A 16,190-nucleotide genomic window follows, 5' to 3' on the forward strand; every position below is an offset into this window, starting at 1 on the left:
GGTTCAGGCGCTCCTGTGTGTCACCGAACCCGCGGAGACGCCTGCCAGGTCGGCCGTGTTCCGGTCGGCGAACCTGATCCGGGCCTCGGCGGCCAGAGTTCCGGGCTGGTGCAGAGTGCACTCGATGTCGGCGCCGTGCAGGACGGGAGTGGTCCTGCACACCAGGGGCAGGTCCATCTCGGCGAAGCAGCGGAACCGCGCCGCCAGACCGACCGGCAGCGCCGTGGGCGTGTGCACCGTGCCCGCGGCGACGGCGGCGGTCACGGCCAGTTGCCGGAATGCCTCCAGCTCCAGCATCCCGGGCACATGGTCGACCCAGTGGTCGTACAGGATCGGGTGCGCGGTCTCGGCGACCAGGCGTGCCGTGTACATACCGTCGGCCGAGGTGCACGCGGGGGAGATGACCGTGTTGGCGGGGTCACGCCGGCCGACACGTGCGGGATCGATGCGCGGTCCGGGCAGTGCGACGGGGGTTCGGGGCAGGCCGAGGGCACCGCGCTGCCGGGCCCGCATGCGTGTCCAGTCCTGCGGCCGCATCCAGGAATAGTCGATGCGGGCGAGCAAGGCCTCCCGTGTGCCGATGGACGCGGTGAAACGCAGCCGCAGGCCCGTCACCCCGGACCGGCTCCGGAACCGATGCTCGATACGGGCGCCGATGACGGTCTCGGTCGGAGTGTCACCGGACGCCAGGGCAGCCGGGTCCGGCACCTCGAACTCGACGGTGCGCAGCAGGAACTTATGGCCCAGCGGGACGTCGAGGTAGCGGTGGGCCACCACGAAGATGCCCTGCCTGCACGCCTCCAGCAACAACAGCGGGTCGTGGTGGGTGCGCGGGCCGAGGGTGTCGTCGTAGAAGGCGTGGAGGCGGGGGAGCTGCGCGGCGAGCAGCATCTCGTCCTCGCCGTGGCGCTCCGAGTCGGTCAGGAAGACCTCCGCGACGGAAGCGCGGTGCACGAGCTCCTTGGCAAGTGTCCGGGCGAACTGCATGGGCCGCTCCTCAGGTCAGGGCGCCGCGGGCGGCGTCCAGGTGGCGGCGCCACGCGTCCACGCCGGACCCGTCCAGCACCGGGCTGCGGCCCGGCTGTCGCATGGGCAGCACCTTGGATCCGACGATGACGGTGTCCCACGGGTCGAGGTCGATCCCGTGCTCCCAGGCCGATTCCAGAAGGCCACGCGGTGTGGCGGTCGGGTCGGCGCCGCCGTGTCGGGAAACGGCATCGCGCAGCCTTCCCACCGCGGGGTCGAAGTCGAGTTCACGGGGCTTGGTGGCCGCATACAGCCGGTCGACCAGCTCCAGGGCGTAGGCAGTGCGGTCCTCGTCCGCCAGCGCGCAGCGGAAGAGGCGGTCGCGCCCGGCGTCGCCGAAGTGCACGGCCAACTCCCGTAAGACGTCGGCGGGTTCGTCGGGGGTGTGCACCAGGTTGAGCAGATAGCTGTAGCGGCCCAGGAGGTGGCGGAGCTGGCCGGGTTCCCGGGCGTCCGGGTCCGTGGGCCCCTTGAGCCGGGTGATGTCGACCGAGGCCGGGACGTCGAGCTCGTGATCGGGACGGACGAGCAGGACGAGGGCGTCGGCGTCCTCCAGGAAGAGCGCGGCGAGCCTCCGACGGTAGGGGGTGGCCAGGTTCCACTGGAAGTACCACAGGGAGCGGATCATGGTTCGGGTCAGGTGCGTGACCGCGGCGCCGACGATCCGGAAGCCCTGCTCGGTCAGCCACTGCACGGCCGTGTCCAGCCTGCGGGCCACTACGGCGTCCGGTTTCAGCAGCAGCGCGGCATGGCGGTGGGCGAAGCCGGTGACGTCGTCGGTGAGGGCGGCGAGCTGTTCGTAGCTCTCCTGGTAGTAGGTGTCCGCGCCGTACAGCCGCTGTTTGTCCGGGTGGCAGGCCAGCAGCGGTGAGACCGGAATGCCGTGCACGGACTCGGCGAGGCGGGGATGGGTCGTCAAGGGGTACTCCCGTCGGTTCGGGCTGTGGTCGGCGCGGGCCCTAGGTAACCGGTCCTGAGGCACTGATCGAGGAGGCGGCGCAAGTAGGGCCGTCCGCCCGCGGGCGCCGGACGGCCGCTGAAGCCGGCGGCCTGTGTGGCGTCGAAATGGATGCGCCGCCGGAAGTAGGGGTCGTAGAAGGAGATCACCCGCTCGTAGTAGGGGCGTTCACGGTCCGACAGGGCCGATGCGGAGAAGGCGGACGGCGGGACGAACCTGGGCACCTGTAAGGACGGGTACTCGGCGATGACGTCGGAGAAGTCCCGCAGGGTCAGCTCCTGACCGACGGCGTGCAGGGTGAGGCCTTCGGCGTCCTCGAAGCGGGTGGCGGCCTCGGTCACCAGGTCGGCGACGCGGTCGACGGGGACCAGGTCGAGGGCGGCGTCGTAGTGGCCGGGCACGGTGCGCACCAGGCCCCTGGTGAGGATCTTGAGTACGGGGTAGATGGTCTTGAAGTCGCGGACGCGGCCGGTGCGGGAGGCGCCGGCGACGATGCTCGGGCGTACCACCGCCACCGGCAGGCGCTCACCGGCGGCCTTGCGGACCATGGTCTCGGCGGTCAGTTTGCTCTTCTCGTAGTCGTTGCCGGGGTCTTGGCCGACATCGAGTTCGTCCTCGCGAGCTGTGCCCTCGCGTTCCCCGCACACATAGGCGGTACTGACGTGCACGAGCGGGGTACGGCGGGCGAGGGCGAGGTCCAGGACGTGCCGGGTTCCGGCGACGTTGACGCTCTCGTACCGCTCTTCGGGCAGGCCGAAGTCGGTGACGGCGGCACAGTGCACGATCCGGTCGGCGGTCGCGACGAGGCGCCGGTCGTCGTGGGTGAGTCCGAGCCCGGGACGGTTGACGTCGCCGGTGATCCCGGTGAGGGTGCCGGGGCCGGGGGTGAGCCTTCTGCCGTCGTTACGGACGATGTCGCCGTTGCGGTGCAGGAGCGCCAGCACGGTGTGGCCCCCGGCGGTGAGCCGGGCGGTCACCTCCGCGCCGAGCAGACCGCTGGCACCGGTCACCAGCACCGTCATCGTGTCGGCCATCAGTCGGTCCTCCAGGGGATGCCTGTGGTCGGGAGCGGGCGGGCTGCCGGGAGTCGGCGTGCCGTCGTGGTGCGGCATGTGGTGCGGACGGGCGCGCGGTCGGGTGTCGTGCGGCGGGCCCTCACGCGGCCTGGTGCGGCTGGGCACCATGGCCGGCGAGCAGGTCGCGGGCCTCCTCGATGGGCAGTTCGGCGTCGAGATATGCGCCGATGCGCAGCCAGTCGTAGCCGAGTTGCAGGGTGGCCCGCCAGGTGTCGGCGGAGTCGAAGGAGGAGGGGAAGGCCTCGGCGCCGGCCGTGTCCCGCACCAGGGCCACATAGGCGCGCAGCTCCGCGAGGAGGTCGTCGCCGCGCTCCGCCGAGTCGACGGTGCGCCGCAGCAGTTCCTCGGCGCGCGCCCGGATCGGCCGGACGGCGGGCGGCAGCAGGTCGATACGGCGTACCAAGTCGGGGTCCGCCGGCAGGGGGTGGACGCCGTACGCGCTGAACAGTCCGCGCAGCGCCGCGTGCACGGCACGGCGCGCGGCGAGTTCGGCGACCCGCCACTGACCGCGCTGGAGGGCGCCGGTCAGGTCCTCGATGGCGTTCTCGACGACCACGTTGGACCACACCAGGGCCATGGCGGCGGCGGCGAACCGATCGGCGGGCAGCGGCACCAGGTCGATGGCGTGGGGCCCGCTGACGGCCGCGCCGCGCACCGACAACGGCGGCTGCACGGTGGACGGCGGCGGAGTGACGGGACCGGGCGGCGCCGCGAGCGGCAGCGACGGGGTGACCGTGCCGCCACCCTTCCACGCCAGTCGGATCAGCCCGTAGCGCAGGAACGCGGCCAGCCGCGGGCCGGCGTCGACGACGCCGGTGTCCGCGATCGCCGCCAGAACCTGGGGCAGCGGCCGCCCCAGGACGAGGGAGCGCCAGACGGCTGCGGCTCGGTCGCCCAGGGCGAACACCTCCCGGCGCCCGCGGATGACATGGACCCGCTCACCGGTCGACCAGGTGGTCACCCCGGCGACGCGTTCGACGGTGAGCCGTTCGGGTCGCCAGGGGACCCCGGTCAGACCGAGGTCTGCTACGAAGGCGAGACACGCGGCCAGATGGTCGCGGACGGCGTCGGCGTTGCCTGGTGCGGGGACGGCGGCTGCCAGTTCCCAATACCGGTCGCGCACGTCCGGCCGGTCGGTCCGGTCCAGCTGCAAGGACAGCCACTTGGGTTCCAGGTAGGTCTCGCCCCGGCCGGCCGCCCAGGACTTGACCGTCTGCACGAGTCCGGCGCGGGTCCAGTCGACCACCTCGTCGGTGTCGCCGAGGCTCAGCAGCGCCATCGCGTGCCGGAGGGACTGCCGGGCCCGGTGCGCCCACCAGTCGGCGGCGATACGGCGGAACAGCTCGACGGGCAGCGTCGCCTTGACCTCGTCGACCAGGGCGTGCCCGCGCAGCGGGTGGCTGTGCAGCAGCCGCTGGCAGCGGTTGAGCAGGTCCTCGGAGAGCCGTCCGGGCCGTTTGGCCCCCTTCTCCAGGCTGCGGAACTGGTCGGCGAGTTGACGCACCGACCGGGTACGGATCTCCACGCGGCGGCCGTCCACGAAGAGCAGCGACGGCATGGTCGGCAGGTCGTCCTCGGAGCGGCCGATGAGCAGGAAGTCGATGTCGGAGGACGGGTTGCCGAACCCCTCCGCGATGGAGCCTTCGAGCGCCACGGCCCACTCGGTGCCCCGGGGCAGTTCGGCGAGGGACTTGTCGAGCAGGCCTTGCAGTTGCTCCTCGGTGAGGATCACTGAGGTGTCTCCGTCCTACGGGTGTCCGGGGTCGCGGTCGGGCCGTCGTCGGGCGGGTCGGTGAGTACCGTGACCGTCCCGGCGGCGCCGTCGACGCGGACGAGGGTGCCGGTGCGGATCTCGGTGGTGGCGTCCTTTACCTGGACCACGGTCGGGATGCCCAGCTCCCGCGCCACGACGGCGACATGGGTCAGCGGGCTGCCACGTTCGATCACCAGCGCGGCGGCCGAGGGCAGCGCGACCACCCAGCCGGGGTCGGTGCGGTAGGTGAGCAGGATGCCGCCACCGATGTCGCGCGGCGTGTCGGTGACGACGGCAGGCCCTTCGGCGATGCCGGGGCAGCAGGGTGTGCCGCGCAGTTCGCGGGCACCGCTGCGGGCGACCGGCCCGCTGGTCCAGCCTGCCCGCTCCAGGTTGCCCGACCAGTACGGGGCACCGCGGGTGGTGAAGCGTGAGGGGGCGTGCAGCGCGGTATCGGCGGCGAGTTGCCTGCGCCGCAGCGCGGCCAGTTCCTTCAGCTCGGTGTGCGCGATCATGCCCTCGAAGGCGCCCCGTAACTCTTCCAGGCGCAGCATGAACACGTCGTCCCAGGCGTCGATGGCCCCCGAGCGCGCCAGGTCGCGGCCCATCGCGCGCAGCATGCGTTTGGCCGCGCCGAAGGCGCGGGTGCGGCAGAACCTGAGCCGCTCCCGGTCGGCGAGCGCCGCCCGGGCCTTGCCCCGCACCCGCTCGTACACCCAGCGGCGGGGGCCGTGCAGGTGTTGGCCGAGGTAGGCGTCGGCCTCGCCGCCGCGGTCCCCCGTGCCGCCACCCGTAGTGCCCGGCAGCGCCTCCCGCAGCAGGGTGAACAGTCCTGCCGGGTTCTCGTGCAGGTCGGGCACCTCCAGCTTGAGTTCGTCGGGGCTGCGGTAGCCGTACTCGGCGACGTACGCGTCGACGGCGGCCAGGAACTCGCTGTGGCCGGCGTCGCGGAGGGCCCGGTAGGCGTCGGCGTCCGGGGTGCGCTCCAGAAGGTTCCGGACCTCGGCGTCGGCACGCGCCTTCGCGGCCAACCCGGCCAGCGCCCGCACCGGTTCGGCGGATTCGATGTCGCCGCCGGGGGCGGCCGCGGCCCAGGTGAACCACTCGGGGGCGTGGGGCAACCATCTGCGGGTGAGCAGGGCCAGCAGGCCGATGGAGAGCAGGACCGTGGCATCCAGGGCCTGCATCGGGCCCCATTTCTCGATGAGTTCCCGCTGCAATCGACGGAAGCGACGGTAGGTGTCGTCACCGGGCAGCGCGTCGTAATCGACATTGTTGAAGGTCGCGTACGAACGGTAGAAGTCCCGGTGGAAGGTCTCCACGGATTTGTGAATGGTCAGGAATCTTCTGGCGAAGATCAGCGCGCGGCCCACTCGCGAACACCGGCCGCGCAGCCCGGTCCGGGGCGTGAAGGGATGAAGTGCGTCGGCTGTCTCATCGGATATGGTCTCCGCCACCCCCAGGGATTTCTCCAGAACTCGGCGGTTGAGCGGGTACAACGGCGCCAGGCGCACCATGCGGTACCAGTGGTGGAGGTTGTAGTAGACCCGTCCATGGACGTAGCCGAGCAGGTGCGGGGTCCACTCCTGCACTTCGCGCAGTTCCTCGCCCCTGACGCCCAGTGCGCGGGCGTAGCTCTCGTACACCTTGGCGTAGGTGTCGGCGGCGAAGCTGTAGGTGAGGGGGGAGACGACACCGCTGAAGCTCTCGACGATGTTGGAGTTGTCCCAGACCCGCAGCTCCCCCTCGGGCTCCGGAGCGGTGCGGGGCGCCGGAGCGACGCTGGTGACGGGGCGGCTCTGCAGGACCCACAGGGCGCCGTCGGCCATCGCCCACTCGATGTCCTGCGGGGCACCGTAGAGTTCCGTGGCGCGCACCCCGACGACGTGCAGCCGGGCCAGGTCGTCGGCGGTGAGGCACAGTGACCTACGGTCCTCGTCGTCGACCGGCGACACCTGACAGCCGGGTCCGGTGCCCGCGTCGTAGCGCTCCTGCTTGTCGCCTGTCACCGTGCTCAACGGCTCGCCGGTGGTGGCGTCCAGGACGACGGTGTCGGCGTCGACCGCGCCGCGGACCAGCCCCTCCCCCAGTCCATGGACGGCGCTGACCACATGGCGGTCCGTACGGCCGGTCGTCGGATCGGCGGTGAACAACACGCCACTGCGCTCGGCGGGCACCATGCGCTGGATGACGACGGCCACGCCACCGGCATCGGGCGGCAGTCCGCGCAGCGCGCGGTAGCGCAGGGAGCGTTCCGAGAATCCGGAGGCCCAGCAGCGGCGGACATGCGCGGTGACCTCATCGAGCCCGGAGACGTTGAGGAAGCTGTCGTACTGGCCGGCGAAGGAGTGCTGCCGGCCGTCCTCCTCCGCGCCGGACGAGCGGACGGCCACCAGGCCGCCGCCCACCTGCCGGTAGGCCGAGGCGATGGCCGCGGCGACGTGCTCGTCGAGGGACGCGGCCTCGATCCGACGGGTGATCTCGTCGGCGACCTGCCCGGCCGCGCTGTCCCAACCATCGGCAAGCAGGTCTCCCAGGTGCTCGTCCAGTCCGCCGCAGCGGCAGAATTCCGCGAAAACGTCGAGGCCGAGCACCGACCAGCTCGGTACTTGAAAACCGGACGCGGTCAGGAGGTGGAGGTTTCTACCTTTTCCACCTGCCCATTCGGCGATCAGGGAATCCTCGCTGGAAGATGTGAGGACGTGAAGGACCCGGTGATCGGATCCTGTGGTGAGCGGCAACTCGTTTCCCTTCGAAGGACTCTTACTCAACCTCACCGAGATGTTTCACAGCGTGACCGGTCAAAACCCGCAGGGTGGCCGCGGCTGCCGTTTTAACTGAATATCGACGGTCGATCCCCGGTCGATCTCCGATAGTTCACCGTCGAATCAGGACCATCGGCAGGATCTCCCGACCCACAGGACCGGCCGGTCCACTGCGATTTCCGCCCGCCTCCGGAAGCGTGGCCGACAGCAAGGAACCCGGACAGCAGGCAACTGACACCGGTGGCGGCGTCCACTCCCGCTGGCCGAAGATGACCGGCACGGCGGGCTTGGAGTGGCTTCGGGGGGTGGGCGTCGGCGTATCGGATCGATCGCGATCGATCATGGCCACGCAGATCACCCGGAGGAGGCCGGGCCAGGACCAGAGATCGAGGAAGTGGCACCGGACGCTCCGACGAAGCTGCCGTGACGAGCGTGGGCAGTGCGATGTCGCCCATGCCGCAGCAGGATCCGCCATCGTCGTTTGTCCTGATATGCAGGGGTTACCCGCCCAGTAGACAGTGGACGGCCGGTGCGGAAAGGAGGCAGTCTCGTGAGCAGCGCGACGATGGAACGCCAGGAAGCGGCGAAGCTGCCGGAAGGCGACGTGGTCCGCATTCTGCTGGAGCAGCACGCCCGGATCCGCGATCTCTTCGCAGACGTCAAGAGCGCGCAGGGCGAGCAGAAGAAGCAGGCGTTCGACCAGCTGAGGGCCCTGCTTGCGGTGCACGAGACCGCGGAGGAGATGATCGTCCGGCCTGCGGCGAAGAAGACGGCCGGCGAGAAGGAGGCCGAGGCCCGCAACCGTGAAGAGGAGGAAGCCAACCAGGTCCTCGCCGAGCTGGAGAAGATGGACATCCCCGGCGCGGAGTTCGACGCCAGGATCGCCGCCTTCGAGAAGTCTGTGATCGACCACGCCGAGCACGAGGAGCAGGAGGAGTTCCCCGCACTGCGCGAAGGGTGCACCGAGGACGAGCTCCAGCGCATGGGCACCAGGCTCAAGCTGACCGAGAAGTTGGCACCGACTCACCCGCATCCGACTGCGGCCGGATCGCCCGCCGCCCAGTGGATGACCGGTCCCTTTGCCTCCATGGTCGACCGGGTGAAGGACGCTCTGAGCAGCTGATCGCCCGACAGCGTCCGAAGCGTCGACCTCGGACGGGCCCGCTCCGATGGGGGCGGGCCCGCTCCGAAGGGGTCGGGTCCGCTCCGAGGGGGTCGGGTCCGCTCCGAGGGGGTCGGGTCCGCTCCGAGGGGGTCGGGTCCGCTCCGAGGGGGTCGGGTCCGCTCAGAAGGCGGCGGGGGCGTCGTCCCGCGCGGCGGTCACTCTCGCTCGCTGCCCATGACGGTATGGGCGAGCCGATCCTCCAGGCCCAGCTTGTTCACCTCGGCAAGGAAGTCCGTCAGCGGCGAGCGCATCACTGTGCAGTCCTCGCAATGGAGGGCGGGCAGGAGCAGCCGCGGTCGCAGACGGCGGGCCGCTCGGCTCCCCTGCGCGCCGTCCATGGTCACTGCGGGCAGCCCGGCGTCGCGGGCGGGTACGGCCCCCGCCGGGCGGGGGGACAGTCGTGCGCAGCACGATGATCACGAATCGGCACGAGGAACACGAATCCGTAGACCTCGTCCCCGCGCCGCGTGTCCCCCGGCACGCGGGGACGTGAGATGACCGCGTCGGTACGCAGGACGCGAGGTCGACCCATTGGACGGGCAGGGCCTCAACGGCCCATAGGCGGGTCACACCCCACATGATTGCGCACGCCTGCAAATGCGAGTCACCGCAGTCGTCGTTTGCTCTTATAGCGCGTCTGCAACTATTGTGGCCGCTCGTTAGCGCCTTACGCAATCACTTGGAAGGTCTCTCCCATGCCCCTCGCGCTCCTGGCCCTGGCCATCGGGGCCTTCGGGATCGGCACCACCGAATTCGTGATCATGGGCGTCCTGCCCCAGGTCGCGAACGACTTCGGCGTGTCCATCCCCACCGCCGGCTGGCTGGTGACCGGCTACGCGCTCGGTGTCGTCCTCGGCGCCCCACTGCTGACCGTGCTGGGCACCAAGGTCTCCCGCAAGAAGATGCTCATGTTCCTCATGGCGCTCTTCGTCATCGGCAACGCCCTGTCCGCCGCGGCCCCTGTCTTCGGCGTCATGCTCATCGGCCGGGTCGTCGCTTCCCTGGCACACGGCGCGTTCTTCGGCATCGGCTCGGTCGTCGCCGCCGACCTCGTCGCCCCGGAGAAGAAGGCCTCGGCCATCTCCCTGATGTTCATGGGCCTGACCATCGCGAACATCGTCGGCGTGCCCGGCGGCACCTACATCGGGCAAGCGGCCGGCTGGCGCATCACCTTCGTCGGCGTCGCCGCGCTCGGCATCGTCGGCTTCCTCGGCGTGGCCAGGCTCGTGCCCGACATGGGCAGGCCCGAGACGGACAACATACGCGGCGAGTTCGCCGCCTTCCGCAATGTGCAGGTCTGGCTCGCCATGGCGATGACGGTGCTCGGGTACGGCGGTGTGTTCGCCGCGATCACCTACATCACGCCGATGATGACCGAGGCCGCCGGCTACACCGAGGGCGCCGTCACCTGGCTGCTGGTGCTGTTCGGCGTCGGCATGTTCGTGGGCAACCTGCTCGGCGGCCGCTTCGCCGACCGTGCCCTGATGCCGATGCTGTTCACCTCACTGGGCGCCCTCGCACTGGCCCTGCTGCTGTTCACCGCGACCGCCCACGACAAGGTCCTCGCCGCGATCACCCTGACGCTGATCGGCGCCCTGGGCTTCTCCACCGTGCCGCCGCTGCAGAAGTGGGTGCTCGACCAGGCCTCCGCCGCCCCCACCCTCGCCTCCGCCGCCAACATCGGCGCGTTCAACCTCGGCAACGCCCTCGCGGCCTGGCTCGGCGGCCTCGTCATCGCCGCCGGACTCGGCTACACCGCCCCGAACTGGGTCGGCGCGCTGCTCTCCGGAGCCGCCCTGGTGCTGTCGTTCCTCGCCGCCTTCCTCGACCGCCGCACCCGCACCCGGGCCCCCGCCGGCGTCGTCACGGCCTCCGAGAAGGCCGGGCAGGCACCCGCCGGCCTCGCCCACTGACCTGCCGACCGGCCCGATCCGACCACACTGACGAATCTTCACGCCGTCACGAACCAAGGGAGCCATACGCCATGAGCACGACCACCGCCACCGCCGCGGTCACCCCGCTGACCACTGCCGACGCCGAGATCCTTCTCGCGGCCGCCTGGCGCGCCGCCGAGGCCGCCGACGTCGCGGTCAGCGTCACCATCGTGGACGCGGGCGGCCACCTGATCGCCTTCCGCCGCGACGACCAGGCCCTCCTCATCTCCGGTGAGACCAGCACCCGCAAGGCCTACACCGCCCTCCAGCCCGACACCGCCACCGCCGACCTCGTCGACGCGGTCAAGCCCGACGGGCCCTTCCACAGCCTGGCCACCGCCCTGGACCGGCCGCTGCTGTTCATCGCCGGCGGCATCCCGGTCCGCCGCGACGGCCGCCTCATCGGCGCCATCGGCGTCGGAGGCGGCGCCCCCGAGCAGGACCACGCCTTCGCCGCCGCAGCCCTCGCCACCCTCGGCTGACCTACCTTCATGCGGGGCAACCCTGCGCTGCACCCGATCGCCCGGCGCCCGGCAGTGCAGGGTGCCCGCGGAACAGCGGCACCTGCCGCCCACGGGGCTGTTCCGGCTCGCGAGGGAAGGTCGGCCCCTCCCCCGCGAGCCCTCCGGCGCCTGGCCGTCGACGGCCTGCCGCCCGACACCCCTGTTCCGCATGGCTGGTGAGACACGACGAAAGGCCTCCACCTGCGCCGCCCACCGCCGGCGCACGCCCGCGCGGGCCCCCAGCGCGCAACACGGGCGGGCGCTCCGATCTCCGGGGCGCGTGGTCGCACCCTTCAGCTCAGGGTCACTGCGGCAAGGCGCCGCCTGTGCTCGTGCCGTACCGTCTCACGGACGGCGGTCCGGGGTCTGTGCGCGCGTACCATCGCCAGATCGGCGGGCTCTCCCGGACCGTCTCCGCGGCTCATCGCACCCCCACGTGTGCATTGGATCAACTCCCATGCCACCGGCGGGAGTCGGATGGCCGAAACGAAGAGTCACGCCCGTTACCCGCGCCCGCTCTGAAGCGTCGCGCACACGAACAGGCATACGAGCGGTGCATCCGCGTCGCGTCGGCGGGCGGGTTCGTGTCGCACCTCAGCAACGGCCGGAGGTCCTCCTCCCGCCCTCTACGGGCGCAGCTCCGGCGGCGCGTTGTCCCGTCCGACATCGGCCTCGACGTCGAACCCGCCCTCGGCATGCCCGACTGTCGGGAGAGCCATGTCGGCGCCGAGGTCGAAGGTCGCGGCTTCAACGTCCTGCCTCAGCTCATCCTCCTCCCGACGCCGGACGGCGTCCTTGTGGTGCTCACTCATTACTCGGGGCGGATGTGCTCCGCCTGCGGGCCCTTCTGCCCCTGCGTGACATCGAACGTGACCCGCTGGCCCTCTTCCAGGGATCGGAAGCCGGAGGCGTCGATGTTCGAGTAGTGGGCGAAGACGTCGGGGCCGCCGCCGTCCTGCTCGATGAAGCCGAAGCCCTTTTCGCCGTTGAACCACTTGACGGTACCGCTGGCCATGCCTGTCTCCCTCAAGGAAATTCGGACCCGCACCGTGCGGGAACCGGAGGTGATCGCCTTGGTCCGGAGAGGTGCTGAACAGCAAGAACGCCCGAGACGTGTGTCACGGGCGCACGGGACTTCGGAACCACGACTACTGGTATCGACGCTACACCGGGAGCGGCCACACGGCACAGGCCTTACGGGATCGCGTCAGAGCTCCGGACAAGATGGGAGTCCCGCTACTGGCCGACGTCGAGGCGGCTGCGGACGGCCTTCCACGCCGGCCCGGTGAGGTCGGCGACCGTCATCCCGTCTGCAGCCTCATGGACGAGGATCCAGCCCTTCGCTTTGAGCCCTTCGAGTTGCTGCCGAATGTCAGGGCCCAGCTCCTCGACGAGCTGCGCCTCCCGCGGTTGCGTGCCGGCGTCCAGGACGTCCGGGGGCTGCGCCCAGGCTGGTCATGGCCAGGTGCGGGCGGGGCTGTCGCAGGTGAGACTGGGGGCATGCCTGAGCGCCGCGTGATCGTCGACCCGCCTGCCGAGGTGGGTGGCCGACGTATCCGGATCGATGACGAGATCCTCGGGACGGCGTACAGCCTGCACGATCTGACCGTGCTCCTGGAAGGCGCCGGCCTGGAGGGCTTGGACGAGATCGACGTGGCCGACAGTCCGTTGATCGAGTGGCATGGGGGTGGGCCGGAGGTATGGCCCGCGGTGCAGTGACGCGGCTGGCTGCACCTGACTTCATCAGCATGCGTAGGCCCTGGCGCGGTGATCACGCCGTGTGGGAGGCCTGGGGCAGCAAGTAGATCACTCGGACATTCGACCGTTCAGCCTGAGCCTCACCGAGAGCTCGTCGCGAATGTCTGCCGCAAGCACTCCGCCCTGACCCCAGGTGACAACCAGATCGGCCACGTGGCGCAGTTTGATGTTGGTGCACATGGACGTTTCGCGGAGCACGTCCCAGGCTTCGGCGGGTGTCATCCGTCCCACGGCGATGATCACGCCGATCGCCTGGTCGATCACCGCGTGGGAGGTCAGTGCGTGCTGAAGCTGAGCGACCTCAGTCTGTAGCTGCCTTACTCGATCGGGTCGGGTCTCCGGCTCCTGGACCGCGCCAGGGAGCTTGCCGGCGTGGGCTTCCACGTCGCCTCCGTGGTGAGGGGGTGGTCGGCGTTCCATGGCCCGTCTGCCCTACCTTGCGTCAGGTACGCCCTGCTTGATCCGTGGGCCTGTCCCCTCACGGTCACACCGGAGGGGTGGGCGCGCAACATCCGGGGCTGCCGTCGCTCGGGCTGGTCGCCACCACACCGAGGACTGCACCAGGGCGGACCTTCATGGGGGTGGGCACCGGCGCCCACCCTTCTACCTCTCCGCCTCGGTCTCGAAGTGCAGGGAGATCGACTGCAGGACGTCCGCTGTGGAGACATCGGCACGCCCCTCGTCATGGACTTCGGCGAGCTGTACGAAGGCGAGCGCGAAAGCGGAAGTGATCTGCGCGATGGCCGGCCCGAGCTCCTTGCTCACTGCGGCCGCGACCTCTTGAGCGCTCGCGTCGGCGGGAACCTCGATCCGCGGCAGCATCTCCTCGAGGAGCGCGGAGACCGCTTCGCTCCGCATCACCTCACCGTCGGGGTTCTCGCGGGTTCGGCGTCGCATCTCCAGCGTCTCGGTCAGGATGCCGACGACCCGCTGCATGATCTCTCGCTGCTCCATGCGGGCACGGTACGCCGCGGCGTCGATGGAACAGGGATCACCCGCCGCCCGAAGACGCCGACAACCCGCTGCGGGTGGTGCAGCGGGCCGTGCCACGGCGGACTGGAGCTCCGCCATGAGGAGAGTGGGCGGGCTACAGGGGCGCCCATCCGCGTTACGCCCGCAGTCCCGGCACCGGGGAGTCGTGGGTGGACACCGCCACCTTCACGCCGGTGCGCATCGCTTCACACGGACTCGGCACTGATGCTCGCCCTGTCCCTGACAGCCACGATGATCAGGCGGCCCCTCCACGTCCTCGTTCGCGTCGCGGGCCGGATCCGCAGTCACTTCGCCCTCTGTATTCCCGTCTTTGCCGCAAGATTTCCCCAGAAACGCTGGACGCGTGACTACCCGTCAGTAATGTAGTTGCGCCGAGACGGAGACGGCGCGCCCTGCGCTCGTGCTCATGTTTCAAGTGCCACCGTCCGAAGGGGGATCCATGCGCGGGATGAGCCGCCGCCAGTTCGTGTCGAGAATGTCCGCCGCTGCCGCTGGAGCAGCGTTGTGGACGGCGTCGGCACACGACCGGGCCATGGCCCTCACCGCGGCACGGGCCGTAAGGATCGGGGGAACCACCCTCGAACAGGTTGCGGCGCCCACCGGCAGCGGCCAGTACAAGCGCCTGGCGGCGGGCCCCGGTTGGCCGCTCGTGGTCCGTGGCGACCTGGCGACCGCCGCGGCGGGACGGGACGACCGCCGAACCGGGGTGGCCGCCTTCGTGCAGTTCACCGACCTGCACCTGGTGGACACCGAGTCGCCGCTGCGATTCGAGTACCTGGCCCGGTATCTCGACAGCGCGCACCGCCCGCACGAGACGCTGACGGCCCGGGGCGCCTCCGCGCTGGTCGAACGAGTCAACGCACTGCGCTCGGGACCGTACACGGGGCTCCCGTTCGGCTTGGTGATGGCCACCGGCGACAACACCGACAACCACGAACTCGTCGAACTCGACTGGTACTTGACCGTGATGAGCGGCGGCCGGATCACCCCCAGCAGCGGCGATCCCACACGCTACGAGGGCGTCCAGAACTCCGGCAACTCGCTGTACTGGAACCCCGAGTCGTCTTCCCAGGACGTGTACAAGGCCAAGGGCTTCCCGCAGATGCCCGGTTTCCTGGCCGGCGCGGGCCGCGCGTTCACCGCACCCGGGCTGACCGTCCCGTGGTACAGCACCGTCGGCAACCACGACGACAGCATCGAGGGATCCCTGCCCGACCTCGGACTGTTGGGCGACCTGTACACCGGTGACCTCAAGCTTGAAGGCTGCGACGACGCCACCGCGGCCAAGCTGGCCGGCGCCGTGCAGCACGACCCGGCTGCGGCCGTAGCCATGCTCGCCCGGCTGCTGACCACGGGCGGCGCGGTACGCCGGGTAACCCCCGACACGCGACGGCGGCCCTTCACTCCCGCCGAGTACGCGAAGGCGCACCTGGACCCGGCGTACACCGGCCCGGGCCCGGTCGGCCACGGCTACACCAGGGACTCGGTCTCCAGCGGCCACCTCTACTACGCCTTCCCCCTCGCCGAAGGCGTCCTCGGCATCAGCCTCGACACCACCAACCGGGCCGGTTTCGCGGACGGTTCCCTCGGGACCACGCAGCTCAACTGGCTGGAGTCCGTCCTCAAGGCGCACAGCGGCCACTGGTACGACAACGACGGGAAGGTCGTACGCGGCAGCGGTGGCGACAGCCTGATCGTCGTCTTCAGCCACCACACCAGCGCGACCATGGGCAACCTGCTGCCGGACCCGTACCATCCCTTCGAGGCGCGGCACGACGGCAATGCGCTCGTCTCGCTGCTCCAGCGCTACCCCAATGTCCTGGCCTGGGTGAACGGCCACACCCACCAGAACCAGATCATCGGCCACGGGCACGCCGTCCCCGAGCGCGCCTTCTGGGAGATCAACACCGCCTCCCACATCGACTATCCGCAGCACGCACGGATCATCGAGATCGCCGACAACGGCGACGGCACCCTCTCCCTCTTCACCACGCTCATCGAGTCCGCGGCGCCCTACGCCACCGACTTCACCGACACCTCCGACACCGGCCTCGCGGCCCTCTATCGCGAGCTGTCCTACAACGATCCCTACGCCACCCCGGCGGCCAGGATCGGTTCCTCGGGCGACCACAACACCGAGCTGCTGCTGACGCGGCCCGGGAGGTGAGGGGCGCATCCCGTCCGCGCCGGACATCATGCCTCTGCAACCGCCGGGCCCTGGGGAGCAACGGCCGGTTCTCCAGAGTCTGTTGAGGACGG

15 protein-coding genes are annotated in these 16,190 nt (G+C 70.4%); 5 read left to right on the forward strand and 10 right to left on the reverse strand.

Features of this window, described 5'->3' with window-relative positions; translation table 11 throughout:
* Nucleotides 1-3: 3 nt before the first annotated feature.
* The 5 genes from ASC56_RS00510 to ASC56_RS00530 form a co-directional block, all read right to left on the reverse strand.
* Nucleotides 4-987, reverse strand: a complete 984-nt coding sequence (locus ASC56_RS00510; protein WP_055489106.1) for a ScbA/BarX family gamma-butyrolactone biosynthesis protein — start codon at nt 985-987, stop codon at nt 4-6.
* Between the two features lie 10 nt (nt 988-997).
* Entirely contained in the window at nt 998-1,945 is a 948-nt protein-coding gene (locus ASC56_RS00515; RefSeq protein ID WP_055489107.1) for a nucleoside-diphosphate kinase, read from the reverse strand.
* Nucleotides 1,942-3,018, reverse strand: a complete 1,077-nt coding sequence (locus ASC56_RS00520) for an SDR family oxidoreductase (protein WP_055489596.1) — start codon at nt 3,016-3,018, stop codon at nt 1,942-1,944. The genes ASC56_RS00515 and ASC56_RS00520 overlap by 4 nt, the downstream gene beginning before the upstream one ends.
* 121 nt (nt 3,019-3,139) lie before the next feature.
* On the reverse strand, nt 3,140-4,792 hold the full coding sequence (locus ASC56_RS00525) for a hypothetical protein (protein ID WP_055489108.1): 1,653 nt from the start codon (nt 4,790-4,792) through the stop codon (nt 3,140-3,142).
* Complete coding sequence (locus ASC56_RS00530) at nt 4,789-7,590, reverse strand: phosphoenolpyruvate synthase (RefSeq protein ID WP_267887598.1); 2,802 nt, start codon at nt 7,588-7,590, stop codon at nt 4,789-4,791. The genes ASC56_RS00525 and ASC56_RS00530 overlap by 4 nt, the downstream gene beginning before the upstream one ends.
* Nucleotides 7,591-8,128: 538 nt before the next feature.
* On the opposite strand from ASC56_RS00530, the gene ASC56_RS00535 reads away from it, so the two are divergent.
* Entirely contained in the window at nt 8,129-8,701 is a 573-nt protein-coding gene (locus ASC56_RS00535) for a hemerythrin domain-containing protein (protein WP_055489110.1), read from the forward strand.
* Nucleotides 8,702-8,898: 197 nt separating this feature from the next.
* On the opposite strand, the gene ASC56_RS40440 is transcribed toward ASC56_RS00535, so the two are convergent.
* Nucleotides 8,899-9,087 (reverse strand): hypothetical protein, encoded by a 189-nt coding sequence (locus ASC56_RS40440; protein WP_159039576.1) that lies wholly within the window; start codon nt 9,085-9,087, stop codon nt 8,899-8,901.
* 351 nt (nt 9,088-9,438) lie between these two features.
* On the opposite strand from ASC56_RS40440, the gene ASC56_RS00540 reads away from it, so the two are divergent.
* Both ASC56_RS00540 and ASC56_RS00545 read left to right on the forward strand, forming a co-directional pair.
* The gene (locus ASC56_RS00540) at nt 9,439-10,656 is read left to right on the forward strand and encodes an MFS transporter (RefSeq protein WP_055489111.1); all 1,218 of its coding nucleotides are present in this window, start codon (nt 9,439-9,441) and stop codon (nt 10,654-10,656) included.
* Between the two features lie 71 nt (nt 10,657-10,727).
* On the forward strand, nt 10,728-11,159 hold the full coding sequence (locus tag ASC56_RS00545) for a heme-binding protein (RefSeq protein WP_055489112.1): 432 nt from the start codon (nt 10,728-10,730) through the stop codon (nt 11,157-11,159).
* Nucleotides 11,160-11,806: 647 nt separating this feature from the next.
* Here the strand turns inward: ASC56_RS00545 and ASC56_RS00550 are convergent.
* The gene (locus tag ASC56_RS00550) at nt 11,807-11,992 is read right to left on the reverse strand and encodes a hypothetical protein (RefSeq protein ID WP_055489113.1); all 186 of its coding nucleotides are present in this window, start codon (nt 11,990-11,992) and stop codon (nt 11,807-11,809) included.
* Nucleotides 11,992-12,195, reverse strand: coding sequence for a cold-shock protein (locus ASC56_RS00555; protein ID WP_055489114.1), 204 nt, complete (start codon nt 12,193-12,195; stop codon nt 11,992-11,994). The genes ASC56_RS00550 and ASC56_RS00555 overlap by 1 nt, the downstream gene beginning before the upstream one ends.
* Before the next feature lie 485 nt (nt 12,196-12,680).
* Between ASC56_RS00555 and ASC56_RS00560 the strand changes: the two genes are divergently transcribed.
* Nucleotides 12,681-12,899 (forward strand): hypothetical protein, encoded by a 219-nt coding sequence (locus ASC56_RS00560; protein WP_055489597.1) that lies wholly within the window; start codon nt 12,681-12,683, stop codon nt 12,897-12,899.
* 87 nt (nt 12,900-12,986) lie between these two features.
* Here ASC56_RS00560 and ASC56_RS00565 read toward each other — a convergent pair whose 3' ends face one another.
* Nucleotides 12,987-13,322, reverse strand: a complete 336-nt coding sequence (locus ASC56_RS00565; RefSeq protein WP_055489115.1) for an ANTAR domain-containing protein — start codon at nt 13,320-13,322, stop codon at nt 12,987-12,989.
* Between the two features lie 219 nt (nt 13,323-13,541).
* Nucleotides 13,542-13,892, reverse strand: a complete 351-nt coding sequence (locus tag ASC56_RS00570; protein ID WP_055489116.1) for a hypothetical protein — start codon at nt 13,890-13,892, stop codon at nt 13,542-13,544.
* A gap of 478 nt (nt 13,893-14,370) precedes the next feature.
* On the opposite strand from ASC56_RS00570, the gene ASC56_RS00575 reads away from it, so the two are divergent.
* On the forward strand, nt 14,371-16,098 hold the full coding sequence (locus ASC56_RS00575; RefSeq protein ID WP_055489117.1) for a TIGR03767 family metallophosphoesterase: 1,728 nt from the start codon (nt 14,371-14,373) through the stop codon (nt 16,096-16,098).
* Nucleotides 16,099-16,190 lie beyond the last annotated feature (92 nt).

It is taken from the genome of Streptomyces sp. TP-A0356 (genome assembly GCF_001417775.1).
In the GTDB taxonomy this organism is placed as follows: Bacteria; Actinomycetota; Actinomycetes; order Streptomycetales; family Streptomycetaceae; genus Streptomyces.

What these genes read in the sequence shown, in the direction of transcription:
- ASC56_RS00510 (WP_055489106.1), bottom strand. Translation starts at nt 987, where the DNA reads ATGCAGTTCGCCCGGACACTTGCCAAGGAGCTCGTGCACCGCGCTTCC.
- ASC56_RS00520 (WP_055489596.1), bottom strand. Translation starts at nt 3,018, where the DNA reads ATGGCCGACACGATGACGGTGCTGGTGACCGGTGCCAGCGGTCTGCTC.
- ASC56_RS00540 (WP_055489111.1), top strand. Translation starts at nt 9,439, where the DNA reads ATGCCCCTCGCGCTCCTGGCCCTGGCCATCGGGGCCTTCGGGATCGGC.
- ASC56_RS00545 (WP_055489112.1), top strand. Translation starts at nt 10,728, where the DNA reads ATGAGCACGACCACCGCCACCGCCGCGGTCACCCCGCTGACCACTGCC.
- ASC56_RS00550 (WP_055489113.1), bottom strand. Translation starts at nt 11,992, where the DNA reads ATGAGTGAGCACCACAAGGACGCCGTCCGGCGTCGGGAGGAGGATGAG.
- ASC56_RS00555 (WP_055489114.1), bottom strand. Translation starts at nt 12,195, where the DNA reads ATGGCCAGCGGTACCGTCAAGTGGTTCAACGGCGAAAAGGGCTTCGGC.
- ASC56_RS00560 (WP_055489597.1), top strand. Translation starts at nt 12,681, where the DNA reads ATGCCTGAGCGCCGCGTGATCGTCGACCCGCCTGCCGAGGTGGGTGGC.
- ASC56_RS00570 (WP_055489116.1), bottom strand. Translation starts at nt 13,892, where the DNA reads ATGGAGCAGCGAGAGATCATGCAGCGGGTCGTCGGCATCCTGACCGAG.
- ASC56_RS00575 (WP_055489117.1), top strand. Translation starts at nt 14,371, where the DNA reads ATGCGCGGGATGAGCCGCCGCCAGTTCGTGTCGAGAATGTCCGCCGCT.